12 protein-coding genes are annotated in these 14,223 nt (G+C 64.5%); 6 read left to right on the forward strand and 6 right to left on the reverse strand.

Translation table 11 applies throughout. From position 1 onward, the window contains the following. Positions 1-168: 168 nt before the first annotated feature. Both I6F38_RS39190 and I6F38_RS39195 read right to left on the reverse strand, forming a co-directional pair. Positions 169-1,737, reverse strand: coding sequence for a DUF4403 family protein (locus I6F38_RS39190; RefSeq protein ID WP_225164183.1), 1,569 nt, complete (start codon positions 1,735-1,737; stop codon positions 169-171). Between the two features lie 185 nt (positions 1,738-1,922). Beyond that, positions 1,923-2,612, reverse strand: a complete 690-nt coding sequence (locus I6F38_RS39195; RefSeq protein WP_225164163.1) for a L,D-transpeptidase — start codon at positions 2,610-2,612, stop codon at positions 1,923-1,925. Between the two features lie 250 nt (positions 2,613-2,862). Here I6F38_RS39195 and I6F38_RS39200 point away from each other — a divergent pair, with 250 nt between their 5' ends. Beyond that, on the forward strand, positions 2,863-4,086 hold the full coding sequence (locus tag I6F38_RS39200) for an acyltransferase (RefSeq protein ID WP_225164164.1): 1,224 nt from the start codon (positions 2,863-2,865) through the stop codon (positions 4,084-4,086). Between the two features lie 23 nt (positions 4,087-4,109). On the opposite strand, the gene I6F38_RS39205 is transcribed toward I6F38_RS39200, so the two are convergent. Both I6F38_RS39205 and I6F38_RS39210 read right to left on the reverse strand, forming a co-directional pair. Next, entirely contained in the window at positions 4,110-4,904 is a 795-nt protein-coding gene (locus I6F38_RS39205) for a sulfite exporter TauE/SafE family protein (RefSeq protein WP_225164184.1), read from the reverse strand. Positions 4,905-5,223: 319 nt separating this feature from the next. Further along, complete coding sequence (locus I6F38_RS39210; protein ID WP_225164165.1) at positions 5,224-6,204, reverse strand: AraC family transcriptional regulator; 981 nt, start codon at positions 6,202-6,204, stop codon at positions 5,224-5,226. Positions 6,205-6,338: 134 nt separating this feature from the next. On the opposite strand from I6F38_RS39210, the gene I6F38_RS39215 reads away from it, so the two are divergent. After that, positions 6,339-6,914, forward strand: coding sequence for a VOC family protein (locus tag I6F38_RS39215; protein WP_225164166.1), 576 nt, complete (start codon positions 6,339-6,341; stop codon positions 6,912-6,914). Between the two features lie 160 nt (positions 6,915-7,074). On the opposite strand, the gene I6F38_RS39220 is transcribed toward I6F38_RS39215, so the two are convergent. Then, positions 7,075-8,457, reverse strand: a complete 1,383-nt coding sequence (locus I6F38_RS39220) for a TAXI family TRAP transporter solute-binding subunit (RefSeq protein WP_225164167.1) — start codon at positions 8,455-8,457, stop codon at positions 7,075-7,077. A 138-nt stretch (positions 8,458-8,595) separates the two neighbouring features. Here I6F38_RS39220 and I6F38_RS39225 point away from each other — a divergent pair, with 138 nt between their 5' ends. The 3 genes from I6F38_RS39225 (at position 8,596) to I6F38_RS39235 (ending at position 11,234) form a co-directional block, all read left to right on the forward strand. Then, positions 8,596-9,651 (forward strand): glycosyltransferase family 1 protein, encoded by a 1,056-nt coding sequence (locus tag I6F38_RS39225; RefSeq protein ID WP_028332589.1) that lies wholly within the window; start codon positions 8,596-8,598, stop codon positions 9,649-9,651. 33 nt (positions 9,652-9,684) lie between these two features. Continuing rightward, positions 9,685-10,374 (forward strand): methyltransferase domain-containing protein, encoded by a 690-nt coding sequence (locus tag I6F38_RS39230; protein WP_028332588.1) that lies wholly within the window; start codon positions 9,685-9,687, stop codon positions 10,372-10,374. A 242-nt stretch (positions 10,375-10,616) separates the two neighbouring features. Beyond that, positions 10,617-11,234, forward strand: a complete 618-nt coding sequence (locus I6F38_RS39235) for a hypothetical protein (protein ID WP_057014961.1) — start codon at positions 10,617-10,619, stop codon at positions 11,232-11,234. Between the two features lie 398 nt (positions 11,235-11,632). Here the strand turns inward: I6F38_RS39235 and I6F38_RS39240 are convergent, their stop codons facing one another. After that, the gene (locus I6F38_RS39240; protein WP_225164168.1) at positions 11,633-13,297 is read right to left on the reverse strand and encodes an aminotransferase class III-fold pyridoxal phosphate-dependent enzyme; all 1,665 of its coding nucleotides are present in this window, start codon (positions 13,295-13,297) and stop codon (positions 11,633-11,635) included. A 34-nt stretch (positions 13,298-13,331) separates the two neighbouring features. Here I6F38_RS39240 and asd point away from each other — a divergent pair, with 34 nt between their 5' ends. Further along, a complete protein-coding gene (gene asd / locus I6F38_RS39245) occupies positions 13,332-14,198 on the forward strand; it encodes an archaetidylserine decarboxylase (protein ID WP_225164169.1) in 867 nt (288 codons plus the stop codon). The last annotated feature ends 25 nt before the right edge of the window (positions 14,199-14,223 follow it).

The raw sequence follows: 14,223 nt of genomic DNA on the forward strand, positions 1-14,223 counted from the left end.
AGCCGCAGGTCGCCGAACCGCCCCAGGCCAAATTCCAGTCCCAACATCAAACGCTCCGTGAATCATCACTCAACCCACGGAATCAGCAATCAAATCGCCTAGCAAGATGTGTGCATACGAGAGCCGCAAGCGGGGCGAGGTAAGAGAGCAATCCGCTCGGGCAGTGTCCTACAGCGCCGGTAACGCGGTGACAGCGGCCTTGATGGTGCCGTCGGTTTCCACGATCACCCGCAACGTCTTGGAATCGAAGTCGATCCCGGCCAGCCGGATGCTGTTGACCTCGGCGTCGACGCGGATGCCTTCCTCGTTCTTCTGCAGGTCGGCGATGGCGGCGGCGACCTTGCGCTGCGCGTTGGTCGCGAATGGCTTCAGGTCGACCACCAGCCGGTCGTTGAGGGTCTGCTGCATGTGCGGGATCGCCGCGCGCGCGGCGGCGCCGAGCAGGCCGAACGCGGCCTCGGATTCCACCGCCAGCTCGACGTCGGTCAGCCGCAGCGTCTGCGACGGCTGGTCGAGCCGCGGCCGGCCCCAGATGTGCACGGTCGCCTCGGCGCCCATGCCGAACCAGCTGGCCTTTTCCTTGGCGTGCACCAGGAGCGAGATCAGGAGCCGGTCGCCGGAGGCGGCGATGCTCGCGCTCTTGACCGTCACGTCGACCGGACCGGAGCCGTCCTCGGGGAAGGTTTTGCCCTTGAGCTGCGCCTCGACCAGCTGGCTCAGCGTGGTGAAGGACAAGTCGACCGGCAGGCCGATCGCGACCTGGCTCGGCATCGGAGGCACGATCGAAAGTTTTTCGGGGAATGGGCAGTTCGGGGTGGTCTGCGCCTCCGTGATCCGCGTCTCGGCCTCGATCCCCATCGTCAGGATCAGCGAAGACGCATCGACCTTCGGCTGCGCGGCGATCGCGCGGGTCGGTCGCAGCTCGAGCCACATCGGCGGCATCGAGGTGGTGCCGCCGGTGCCTTGCAGCGGGATCGAGCGGCAGGCCTTGGCCCATTGCGTGCGGGCGTTGTTCTGGAACACCGGGTCGTTGTGCAATCGGGCCTCGACCACGGAAATCTGGTCGGCGACCGCCTTGTCGATGACAGGCTTGACCTGGGCCGGCACGCTGATGCGGACGCCGGCCGTCGACAGGCTGGTGTCGCCGAGATTGACCTGTGCCTGCAAGTTCGGCTCGATCCGCCAGGACGCGCCGAGCTTCGGCCGCGCAGTGAGGGTGACGTTGCCCTTGATCTCGGCGTTGGCGTTGATGTTCTTGATGTTCACTGCGCCGATCTGCTTGGCGACATTGCCGCCGAGCAGGCTGCCGAGCGCGTCGTTGACCGCGCCGGTTGCCTTGGCGGATAGCGCGCCGGTGACCTTGAGCGTGCCGTTGATCGGGGTGGTCAGCGTCAGCACGTCCTGCGCGCCGGTGGCGGCGATCGGCCCGCGCGATGCGGTCCAGCCGATGTCGGCATTTTGCAGGATTTGCTGGACCGGGTTGTCGGCCTTGCCGCCGAACGTCTTCGGCGCGCCGCGTTCGGCGGCGTCGCGGATCGCCGACAGCGCGACCGAGACCTGCGCCACGATCGTCGAGGAACGCGGCGCCTGCGGCAGCGGCGGCAGCTCTGCGAGCTTCGGCTTCTGCACGGTGACGCTCGGCGCGAGCCAGTCCATTGCCTTGAGGCTGATCACGAATGAGACCAGCACCACCGCGGTCCCGAGCGCTATCGTTCTTGGATGCATCGGTAGACGCATCATTCCCCCGGATGAAAATCAACTTGACGGCTTGTACAGGCCCCCCGACGAGGGCGCCAGTGTGGCGGGATCAAGCTGCTTCAGGGGCGGAAGGCGTTAAGGTTGATGAACGCGACAACGGCCCCGGCACAGGTACCGGAGCCGTCGTCGAGGACGCCTTTATTAAGGACGCCTTGGAAGGGGAGTTAGCGGACGGCCGAGCCGAGATCGGCGCGGCGGTCGGTCATCGGCAGCACGATCACCTTGGTGCCGACGTTGACCCGCGAATAGAGGTCGGAGACATCTGCATTGGTCAGGCGCAGACAACCGGAGGACACGCGGGTGCCGATCGTCTCCGGCGCGTTGGTGCCGTGGATGCGGTAGATGGTGCCGCCGAGATACATGGCGCGGGCGCCGAGCGGGTTGCCGGGGCCGCCGGCCATGTGGCGCGGCAGATAGGGCTGGCGGGCGATCATTTCCGGCGGGGGCGTCCAATCCGGCCACTCCGCCTTCTTGGTGATGGTCTGGGTGCCCGACCAGGTGAAGCCGTCGCGGCCGATGCCGATGCCGTAGCGCATGGCCTGGCCGTTGCCGAGCACGAGATAGAGATAGGTGTGCGGGGTGTCGATGATGATGGTGCCCGGGGCCTCACGCGTCGGATAGGCGACGACCTGGCGGCGCAGGCGGGCGGGCAATTCGACCGAACGGTCTTCCTCCTGCGTCTGCGGCATCGACTGCACCGGCGGCTGCACGGCCTCGGTCGGCGGCGTCAGGATGAAGGGGAACATCGGCAGCGGAGCGGCCGCGGCGGAATTCGAAAAAGCAACGGTGCCAATCGCCAGCGCACCGAAGGCGGCGGCAGCGAGACGTGAGTTCAGCTTGATGGAATTGAACATTGTCGACCCCTGTTGTTTGCGCCCTGCGCGCCAGTTCCGGCGCGTCGTTGGGTCAAAGCAGTACAGGTGAGGCGTTTCAGGACGTTTGCACGAAATCGCCAAAATGGTTTCGTGCCGTTAGGGAATTGTTTCGTGCGTGTTTCGTCGCACGGTTAAGGCCGGGTTGCCGGGAAGGGGGTGTCCCGCCGCAAGACAGTCTTCCTGGCACGGCGCTTGCTGTCCCAGCGCATTGTTTCGGAATGGAGTGGAAATGATGCTGGGGCACACGATCGGCAGCATGCTGGATCGGCAGAAGGGCTTCGGCCCCGGGTTCGATTTTCTCCGCATTGCACTTGCGATTTCCGTCGTCGCCGCCCACGCGCCCTATGTGGCGGGCGGCAGTGGCGAAGGCGAGCAGGCGTGGATCGCCTGGTTTCCGCACTACGCCATTCTCGTGATGTTCTTCGCGCTGAGCGGGTTTCTCATCGCGGCCAGCGGGCTGCGGCTCTCGCTGAGGGAGTTTCTCACCAATCGCGGCATGCGGATCATTCCGGCGCTTGCGGTCGAGATCGTGCTTTCGGCGCTGATCCTCGGACCGATCTTCACCGCGCTGCCGCTGTCGGACTATTTCACCAATTTCGGCACCTACAAATACTTCACCAACATCATCGGCCTCGTGAACTACGTCCTGCCCGGCGTGTTCAGCGGCAATCCCGCGCCGGAGGTCAACAGCTCGCTGTGGACGGTGCCGTTCGAATATGGCTGCTACGCGCTGATGACGGTGTTCATCCTGTTCGGCCTGTTGCGCAAGCCGCCGCTCATCGTGCTCGGTGCGCTCGTGCTGGTCGGCATCGGCCTTGCGCTCGCACTCACCGGGCATAGCGCGCAACCCTCGCAACTGCCCGCCGGGGTCGCCGGCACGCTGCATGACAGGATCTTCAGCACGGCGCCGTTCCTCGGACGCGGCGCGAAGCTGCCGGTCGCGTTCATGCTCGGCATCGCGATCTATCTCTATCGTGACCGCATTCCCTACAACGGATGGCTTCTCGCCGCGTGCTGCGCGCTCTGCGCGGGCGCCGCGCTGCTCGGTCCGGCGGACTGGATGAGCCAGCCGGTGCTCAATCTGCTGATCGCCCCGGCGCTGGTCTATATCACCGCCTATCTCGGCGTTTCGAAGCTGCCGCGGCTGCCGCTGATTTCGCGCGGCGACTATTCCTACGGCATCTATCTCTACGGCTTTCCGGTGCAGCAGGTGGTGCGGGTATGGCTGCCGCACGCGCCCGTGATCGTCCAGTTCGCGATCGCGCTGCTGCTGATCACGCTGTTCGCCGCGTTCTCCTGGCACTGGATCGAGAAGCCGATCCTGAAGCTGCGCAGCCGCTTCTCCTTCGTGGCGCGCGAGCGCCTTGCGCCGGACGACGCGGCCGCGCCGCGCCAGGACATTGCGCCTCTTGCCGTTGCCGCGAACGTCGTCCGCAGCAGGCAATCCTCCTGACGAGGAGCCAGCACTTTCGCCGTTCAGGAGCTGAGATATCCGGCCGATCCGTCCCACAGCAGCTTGGCCGCGGTGATGACCAGAATGGCGTAGCAGGCGCGGTACAGCGCGCGCTGGTCGAGACGTTCGTGTAGTCGCCATCCGGCCCAGACGCCGACCGGCACCGCCGGCACGCAAAGCGCCATCAGCATCCACAGGCTACGCGACGGCGTGGCGAGCACGAGCCACGGGCCGGCCTTCAAGAGGTTGCCGACCGTGAAGAACAGGCTGGTGGTGCCGGCGTAGAGCGCCTTCGGCATGCCGAGCGGCAGCAGATAGATCGCAAGCGGCGGCCCGCCCGAATGGGCCACCATCGTGGTGACGCCGGAGGACAGGCCGGCGAACGTCGCCTTCAAGGTCGAGCGCGGATGCGGCTTGATCTCGCCGCCGCCGAGAAACCACAGCGCGGCGAACATCAGCGTCACCACGCCCATCACGATCTCGACGGCATGCCGGTCGAGATCGCGCAGCACGAAATAGCCGAGGCCGATGCCGACGACGAGCGCCGGCAGCAGCATCGCGAGGTCGATGCGCGACCATGTGCTCGGGCGCCAGAACCGCAGCGCGGTGATGTCCATGACGACGAACAACGGCGCCAGCAGCGCACCCGCCGCGATCGGGTCCATCGCCAGCGACAGCAGCGGGATGCCGACGATGGCAAAGCCGCCGCCGAACGCGCCCTTCATGAAGGCGATCATGAAGGCGATCAGGAAGGCGCCAGCCAGCGCGACCGCGAGCACGAACGGCGCGGGCAGGTCTGTCACGGCGGAGGCGAGCATGGTGGTGTCGTCGGAGGCGTTGCGATCGCGGGCAACATTGGCGGCGCGTGCTTGTGCACGCAATCCAAACATTGCTCTCGGTGCAATTGAAGCCTGCGCGCCGCTCGCGGCGTGGGCTTCGATTCATGCGAAACCGGCGTGCATTCGCTCGAAAGCACTCGAGGGGTGGACTTATTTACTTTATACGGAACCGCAGCCTGATCGACACAAGTTGAACGAAGGTCAGGTCGTTGGCGGCAAGTCTGGTGTTAGCCCCATTATCTACACGTTGAATTTTGTCGTTTATGACCCAACTCGGGCACGGTCGAATAGCATAGGTTCATTCGGGAGCTGGCGATGATTTGCCTCTTCGCCATGAACCCGGTGGTACGCCAACATGTTTCTTGAAGGCGCGGTTGAAGGCTGCCTCGGATTCGTAACCGACCTCCGCTCCCACCTGTGCAACGCTGATGCCTGGGATGACCAGATGTCGGACAGCGAGTTGCATGCGCCAGCGGCCGAGATAATGCATCGGCGAAACACCAACAAAATGTGCGAAGCGATCGGCAAAGACTGATCGCGAAAGGCCCACTTCGCGAGCAAGTTCAGCGAGCGTCCACGGCTTTTCCGGATTCCCGTGAATGAGCCGTAGTGCATGTCCGACCTGTCGGTGCTTTAGCCCGGACAGCCAACCCTTCGAATCTTCAGGGAGATGGATGATGTACTGGCGGACGACCTCGACGAACATCAGCTCGGCAAGCCTGGCGAGCAAACTTTCACTACCGGCGCCGCCGCGACCGGCCTCTTCGGCTGCGAGCCGAAGCAGGTTGGATAACCAGCCCCGCGCTGCAGCAGACATTTGGCTGAGCAGCATGCGGGGCAGCGCTTCGAGCAACGGATTGAATGGCCGCGCATCGCAGCCGAAATAGCCGCAAACCAGGTGGCAGTAGTCGGCGCTGTCGTTGTCGAGACGGGTCACGATCGGCAAGGGCCGATCTTTCGGTCGCGCGTAATCCTGGAGGTCAGGAAGACCGCGCATGCCCGGCGCGGAGCTCAGGACGTTGGCATCACCCATCGGGTAGATGACGATATCCCCCGCATTGAAGCGCATGGACGAATCAGAATTCCCCGCCAATCCGGCCCAGCAAGAGCCCGACAGGATGGCGTGGAAGCTGATCACATGTTCGGCCTCCGGCATGACCATCGACGCGATGGCAGCCGAGGGCGGTGACTCACCGACCCAAGGCGCGTGAAGATGGCGTTCGAAGAAGACAGCGCCGGTCAGGCGCACTGTCTTCAGCACATCTGAGAGAACATCCATTGCGACGCCTCTTCGTCTCGGACGATCGAGCAAGAAAAGCAGACAGGGGAGCATACCAGTACAGTCGCGCACGGGGTACAAATTGCAGCACCAGAAGCCTTTTCGGGCCCGAAAAACGCAAGGGAAACGCTGCCATGGAATCAGCGGAGACAGCAAGCGAGCGGCCGGCTGCGCCGGTTAGCGTGAACCACATCGCACTCAACGTTCGCAACATGGACGAGAGCCATCAGTTCTGGACCGAGGTCGTCGGATTACGGCAAGTTGGTGAATTCCGGCCACGGCCTGGCCGGCCGCCAACCCCGAGAATGTGGTTCTATAGCGGCACGGACATCGGCGGCGTCCATCACCATGATCTTGCGCTCGTGGAGAATCCGAACCTGCCGCCGCCACCCGCGGAATGGAAGATGTGGGACTTGCCAATCGCGATCAATCATATCGCGATTACATTTTCGACCCGCGAGGCTTGGCTGAGCCGGCTCTCGTATCTTCAGGCCAAGGGCGTGAAGTTCGACCGGCGCATCGACCACGGGATGACGCACAGCCTCTATATTCATGATCCCAACGGCTATGGTGTGGAGCTGGTGTACGATCTCCCGCGCGAAGTATGGGAGAACGACATTGATGCTGCACTGAACTTTGCCGAGCTCCGGCCGAGCGAAGGCGCAGAGGCGCTGATAGATCGCACTGACGTTCCAGTGTTTGGTGTATAGGCGAGAGCTGCGTCCTACGCGTTCGGCAAAAAACCTTGTCCGCGAAGGTCTGCTGTTGCCCTTTTGCGACCTCCGGCGAAGTCCGCTATTTGGCCGCTACTGTGGACAAGCAGACATCAGGCGCGCCTGACCCAAGCACCCCGATTTACGAGTCGACGCTCTAGCCGGCGCGCATCCGCGGCAGGCCCGGCTTGTCGCCGTTGATCACGGCGCGGCGGTCGGAGACGGCGTGATGGAATTGCTCGAGCGTTAGCCCGATCACCGAGAGGTCGCCTTCCTCGATCGCGCCGTCGTCGTAGCAGTCGAGCGCCTCGCGCAACAGGGCATCCGCGTCGCCCTGCATGGCCGCGAGCTGCTCCGGCGTCTCGGCGCCGCGCACCTGCGAGATCAGGGTCAGCAGATTGTCGCGATGGGTGATGTAGTGCTCGCGCTCGTCGCGCTTCACGTAGTGGCGCAGCCAGGCGCCGGCCGAGCCGAGGCCGGAGAGCAGCAGGATGCCGCCCCAGATGTAGTCGGAGTATTTTTCGAGGAAGGTGCGCTCGGTGCCGTCGATATAGGCGGCCGCGCCCTGATGCGCCGGCAGCGCGGCGTCCTTGTCGGTGTCGGGCTTCTCGATCTTTGCCGCCGCCGGCAGATCGCGCGCGACCTGGAGGCGCAGCGTGAACAGCTGCCGGTCGAGCGCGCCGACGGTCGCCTCGCTCAGCGCATGTTGCGCGATGATGAGGTGATTGACGCTGACGGTCTCGACCTTGTCCTCGGGCCGCGCCGGCGACGACGAGAAGATGCTGCCGGCGATCTCTTCGGACTCATAGCGCGGATGCTTCTGCGCGATCGCCTCCGAGACGTCGATCGGGAGGAAGACCGGCTCGCCGCGCGCGGCCGCCGTCGCCGTAATCGCTTCCGCCGTTATCTTGCTGTCGAGCGGGCCGACGGTCATGTAGGCATCGAGCGAGGGGTCGCGCGCGAGGTCGGCGATCTTGTTGACGGCGAACTGGCTGACCGCGACCTTGTCGGGGTTGACGCCGGACTCGGTCAGGATCACGCGCAGCAGCGTGACGTTGGCCTGGGTGCTGCCAACCACGCCGACCTTGTGGCCGGCGAGGTCGTCGATGCTCTTGATCTTCGCGGACCGCCGCTTGCCCTTGGCGCCCGAGGGCGCCCACAGCACGACGACATTCTTGCGCAGGATCGCAACCGACTCGGCGCTCGCGGGCAGATCGAGGTCGCCGCGCACCACCGCGAGGTCGACCTTGTTCGCCGTGAATAGTGCGATGCTCTCGGCGGAGCCCTGCGTCGTGACCGGCTTCAGCCGCACCGAGCTGCCGTCGTGCGTAAAGACCTGGGCGAAGCCCTGGATCAGCTTGACGTCCTCGCTGCCGGTCGGGCCGACCGCGATCGCGAGCGTCACCGGACGCAGCGCGTAATACAGCGCGCCGGCGGCGAGGCCGAACACAAGCATGCCGGCCGCAAGGATCAGCAGCGACGAGTTTCGTCTCCTGAGCCTGCGGCGCTTGGTGCCGGGATTTTCACTCTGCTCTGACATCTGGCTGTCACGTTACACGAAAAACCGGCCGTTTGCCGTGAAAAACAACCTAACATTTCGATGACGTCATACGTTTGAAACATCCATGTCAGAACGTCGTGCGAGCAGAATCAAGATTAACGATTTGGATCTCCTGCAATGCGCATACTCGTTGCGACCGATGCCTGGCATCCGCAAGTCAACGGCGTGGTCCGGACGCTGACGTCGCTTGCGCGCAGCGCAGCCGGGCTCGGCGCCGAGATCGAATTCCTCACTCCCGACGGTTTCCGCTCGGTCGGCGTGCCGACCTATCCGGGCCTGCGCGTGGCGCTGCCGAACCGCCGCGAGATCGCGCGCCGGATCGAGGAGGCCGCGCCCGAGGCGATCCACATCGCGACCGAAGGGCCGATCGGCTGGGCGGTGCGCGGCTATTGCCAGCGCAACAAGCTCGCCTTCACCACATCCTATACAACGCGCTTCCCGGAATATGTTTCGGTTCGTACCGGCATTCCCGACAGCGTCGGCTATGCGGTGCTGCGCCACTTCCACGCCGCCGGCTCGATGACGATGGTCGCGACCGACTCGCTGCGCAGCGAGCTCGCCGAGCGCGGCTTCCGCAGGCTCGGCTTCTGGACCCGCGGCGTCGACACCAGGATCTTCAATCCGGACCAGCCGGCTGTGCTCGATCTGCCGCGGCCGATCTTCATGACCATGGGCCGCGTCGCGGTGGAGAAGAACCTCGACGCCTTCCTGTCACTGGACCTGCCGGGCTCCAAGGTCGTGGTCGGCGACGGCCCGCAAAGGGCGGCATTGGAACAGAAATATCCCGACGCGATTTTCCTTGGCGAGAAGAAGGGGCAGGATTTGACCTCGCACCTCGCCGCCGCCGACGTCTTCGTGTTCCCGAGCCTGACCGACACCTTCGGCGTCGTACAGCTCGAGGCGCTGGCCTGCGGCACGCCGGTCGCGGCATTCCCGGTCACCGGCCCGAAGGACGTCATCGCCAACCATCCGATCGGCGCGATCGACAACGACCTGCGCAGCGCCTGCCTGCGCGCGCTGACGATGTCGCGCGCGGACTGCCGCAATTTCGCGTTGGAGCGTTCCTGGGAAAACAGTGCGCGTCAGTTCATCGGCAATCTGGCCACGCTGCAGCCGAGCCGCGCGCCGCGGCCTGCCCGCCGCGTTGCCGGCCGCAGCGCGGTTCCGAATTAACAGCTCAATCGAACGAGAGACGAGAGACGATCTATGGCTGAAATCATCAAGCTGGGTGCCGACCGTTCCATGGACTTCGACCGCGAGACGGTCGAGCAGGCCTATGACCGCTGGGCGCCGATCTACGACCTCGTGTTTGGCGGTGTGTTCAGCAAGGGCCGGCAGGCCGCGATCCAGGCCACCAACAAGATCGGCGGCCGGGTGCTCGAGGTCGGCGTCGGCACCGGCATCTCGCTGCCGCTCTATAGCCAGAACGTCCGCATCTTCGGGACCGACATCTCGGAAGCGATGCTGGAGAAGGCCAAGAAGCGGGTCGCGGAGCGGGGCCTGAAGAATGTCGAGGGCCTCGCGGTGATGGACGCCGAGAAGCTGGAATTCCCCGACAATTCGTTCGACGTGGTGATGGCGCAGTATGTGCTGTCGGCGGTGCCGAACCCGGAAGCCGCGCTCGACGAGTTCGCCCGCGTGGTGCGTCCGGGCGGCGAACTGATCATCCTGACCCGCGTCAGCGCCGACGCCGGCGTGCGCCGCTTCATCGAGCAGAAGCTGCAGCCGGTGGTGCGCCCGCTCGGGTTCCGGACCGCCGAATTCGCCTGGTCGCGCTACACCAAATGGCTCGCGGGCGCGCGCGGCATGGAGCTCGCGGAGCGGCGCCTGATTCCGCCGCTCGGCCACTTCTCGCTGGTCCGCTTCCGCAAGGCGGATGTCGCCAAGGCAGCCTGAGGCGGCCGGCCCTGGCGGCCCAGCCCGCCGCTCCTCCCGGGTGAGGTAGCGCACAGCGCACCCCAGGCCGGGAGGCTACGATCTCCTTCGCCTGATCTCCTCAGATTTTGTCGGGATGAGGCGAGACCCTGCTCCTGTTGCGTCAAGGCGTCGCTCCGCATTGTCATATGTCATTATGATGATGTCACACGCGATACATCGAATCCCTGTAAATCCTGTTCCGAAAGATGTTGGGGGAACCAATGATCAAGAATTTCCTGCAAGAGCTGCGTACCCAGCGTTGGGATGACCATCGCTTCTACCATCACAGCCGGATCAACCAGAGCCTGCACTTCGTCAGCGCGCTGAGCTTCCTGTTCGCCTATGTGATGCTGTTCTTCGATCCGGTCGTATCGGCGCTGGTCGGCTGGCTGGTCTCGATGACCTCGCGCCAGGCCGGTCATTTCTTCTTCGAGCCGAAGGGCTACGACCACGTCAACCAGGCGACCCATGAGCACAAAGAAGACATCAAGGTCGGCTACAATCTGCAGCGCAAGGTCGTGCTGATGGCGATCTGGGCGCTGTCGCCGATGGTGCTGTACTTCGATCCGACGCTGTTCGGCCTGTTCAAGCCCTGGGTCACGATGGGCGACTTCACCCGCCAGGTGGCCAAGATCTGGCTCGTGGTCGGCATCGGCGGCCTCTTGTTCCGCACGATCCATTTGTTCTTCATCCGCGACGTCGAGACCGGCCTCGTCTGGATGACCAAGATCGTCACCGACCCGTTCAACGATCTGAAGCTCTATCACAAGGCGCCGCTGTTCCTGATGAAGGGCGAACTGATCGATCCGGGTCTCGAGAAGCACGTCAAGCACGCCTGATCGTTGCTCCCAGCGTCTTCAAACTGCGTCATGCCCGGGCTCGTCCCGGGCATCTACGTCTTAGGATTACGGCGGATCATCACTTGAGCGCCTTCGACCGCGCGCACACGTCACCTCGCCCCGCTTGCGGGGAGAGGTCGGATCGCGCCAGCGATCCGGGTGAGGGGGGCTCACCACGAGTCCGTCTGTCACCAATTTTGAGGAAAGAACCCCTCACCCCAACCCTCTCCCCGCAAGAGCGGGGCGAGGGAGTAGGAGGGCCGCGCGTTGCCTCAGCGCCTGAACTTCACGGTGACGACCTAAACGCCGTCATTCCGGGGCGATCGCGCCAGCGAGCGAACCCGGAATCTCGAGATTCCGGGTTCGATGCTGCGCATCGCCCCGGAATGACGGTGTGCTCAGCGGCCGAACCTCACGGCGACCATCTCCTTCAGGATCTGCCGCTTGATGTTCTTGTTGGTAAGGCCGGCCTTGTGCCACCACCAGCCGTCGCGCTTCATCTTCTCGGCTGCCGCGACGAAGCGGTCGCTGACCTCGGCGAAGTCGGCGTCGGTGTAGTTCAGGGTGAAGATCAGGCGGCCGGTGCCGACCCAGCTCAGCGCCAGTCCCTCGGCCCGCAGATAGTATTGCAGCATCCAGTTGTAGCGGGATGGCTCGGTGTAATAGACGGTCCAGATCGACGAGATGTTGCCGACCCGAACCGGAAGGCCGGCGGCTTTGAGGCGGTCGTTGAGCGCCTTGGCACGGCCGTTCCAGGTCTCGTCCAGCCCGTTGTAGATCGAGCGGAAGTTCGGGCTCGCGAGCCGGCTCAGGAACTCGTCCATCGCCGTCATCACATAGGGATGCGAGTTGAAGGTACCGCGGGCGAAGCAGATGTCGGCCGGGCGGTCGTCGCGGAAGCGCCGCATCAAATCCTTGCGGCCGCACACCACGCCGACCGGAAGCCCGCCCGCCAGGCTCTTGCCGTAGGTCGCCATGTCGGCCTTGACGCCGAAATATTCCTGGGCGCCGCCGGCGGCGAGGCGGAAGCCGACGAACACCTCGTCGAAGATCAGGACGATGCCGCGCTCGGTGCAGACCTCGCGCAGCTTCTTCAGCCATTCGGTGTAGGCGGCGCGGTCGTATTTGGAGGAGCGCGAGGAGTCGACCAGCGCGGAATCGCCGGGCGCGTTGGAATTGGGATGCAGCGCCTGCAGCGGGTTGACCAGCACACAGGCGATGTCGTTGCGCGTCCGCAGCACGTGCAGCGTCTTCTCCGACATGTCGGCGAGCGTGAAGGTCTCGTGCGGCGACACCGGGTTGCCGACGCCGGGCTGCACGTCGCCCCACCAGCCGTGATAGGCGCCGGCGAAGCGCACGAGGCGCTTCCGCTTGGTGTGGTAGCGCGCGAGCCGCACCGCCTGCATCACGGCCTCGGTGCCGGACATGTGGAACGAGACCTCGTCGAGGCCGGACAGCTCGCAGAGCCGCTTGACGTTGTCGGCAATGACCGGGTGATAGGGGCCCAGCACGGGGCCGAGCGCGTGCGCGCGCTTCTCACCCTCGGCGATGCACTCCTTGTAGAAGTCGTTGCCGAAGATATTGACGCCGTAGGAGCCGGTCAGGTCGTAGAACACATTGCCGTCGACGTCGGTGACGGTGACGCCGCTGGAGGCCTCGACGAAGGCCGAGGTGCCGAGATGCTCGCGCACCAGGCGGCTGTACTGGAACGGCACGCGGTAGGTTTCGGTGAACTGCAGGTCGGAGATGCGCTCCGTGACCTCGGCGGTCAGCGCGCGGCCCTTGGGGTAGCGATCCCCGTAGAGGCCGGCGAGGCGGAAGAAGCCGTCCTGGCGCTGCATCGCGACGTCCTTCGGTGCGCCGTCGGAGCGGAAGAAGTCGTCAATGTCGAATTCGTAGTGCGGGACCATCCGCGCGACCATCTTGGACATCTTGGAATGTCCGGTCAGCGAGCGGTGCTTGGCACGCGACAGCGCGATGCGGGCCTGAATTTTGGGGAAAGCTGCGGCGGCGCCGGCAAGCGCGGCGGCGGACAGCGAGAGAATCGGAAGGGATGTTTCCATGACAGAAGCGCTAGCCTCAGCACCTAACAGATTCATGACAGTCAAGGGCCTGATCTCGGCATTCACCCAGCAGGAAGACCTCAATTTCCTGCTAACCAACCGGATTCCGCGGGCCGCGCTGACCCGCTTCATGGGCTGGTTCTCCAAGGTCGAGAACCCCCTGGTGCGCGACGCCTCGATCGCCTGCTGGAAGCTGTTCTCCGACCTCGATCTGTCGGAGGCCAAGAAGACCGAGTTCAAGAGCCTGCACGATTGCTTCACGCGCGAGCTCAAGCCCGGCCTGCGTCCGGCCGCAGCCGATCCCGCCATCATCGCGAGCCCGTCGGATGCGATCATTGGCGCGCATGGGCGGATCGAGGACGGGCAATTGTTCCAGGTCAAGGGCGCGCCCTATTCACTGCTCGATCTGGTCGGCGACCCGATACTGGTGGAGCAGCACCGGAACGGCCGCTTCGTCACGCTGCGGCTGACCTCGAGCATGTATCATCGTTTCCACGCGCCCTATGATCTTGCCATCGACAAGGTGACGTTCATTCATGGCGACGTCTGGAACGTCAATCCGATCGCGCTGAAGCGGATCGAGCGCCTGTTCTGCAAGAACGAGCGCGCCGTGCTGCGCGCCAAGCTTCCAACCGGCGAGGCACTGACGCTGGTTCCGGTCGCGGCGATCCTCGTCGCGAGCCTCCGCCTGCATGTCCTCGATATTACGCTGAACGCGCAGTCGCGAGGCCCGGTGGATTTTTCCTGTAACGCGCATGTGAAGAAGGGCGATGAACTCGGCTGGTTCGAACACGGCTCGACGATCATCGTGCTGGCGCCCGGCAATTTCGAATTCTGCGACAATGTTGCGGAGGGAACGCGGATCAAATGCGGCGAGCCGTTGCTGCGGAAGCCTTTATAGCCTTGTTTCCATCGCGCTCATCGTT

This window comes from Bradyrhizobium sp. BRP56 (assembly GCF_020194035.1).
Classification (GTDB): Bacteria; Pseudomonadota; Alphaproteobacteria; order Rhizobiales; family Xanthobacteraceae; genus Bradyrhizobium; species Bradyrhizobium australafricanum.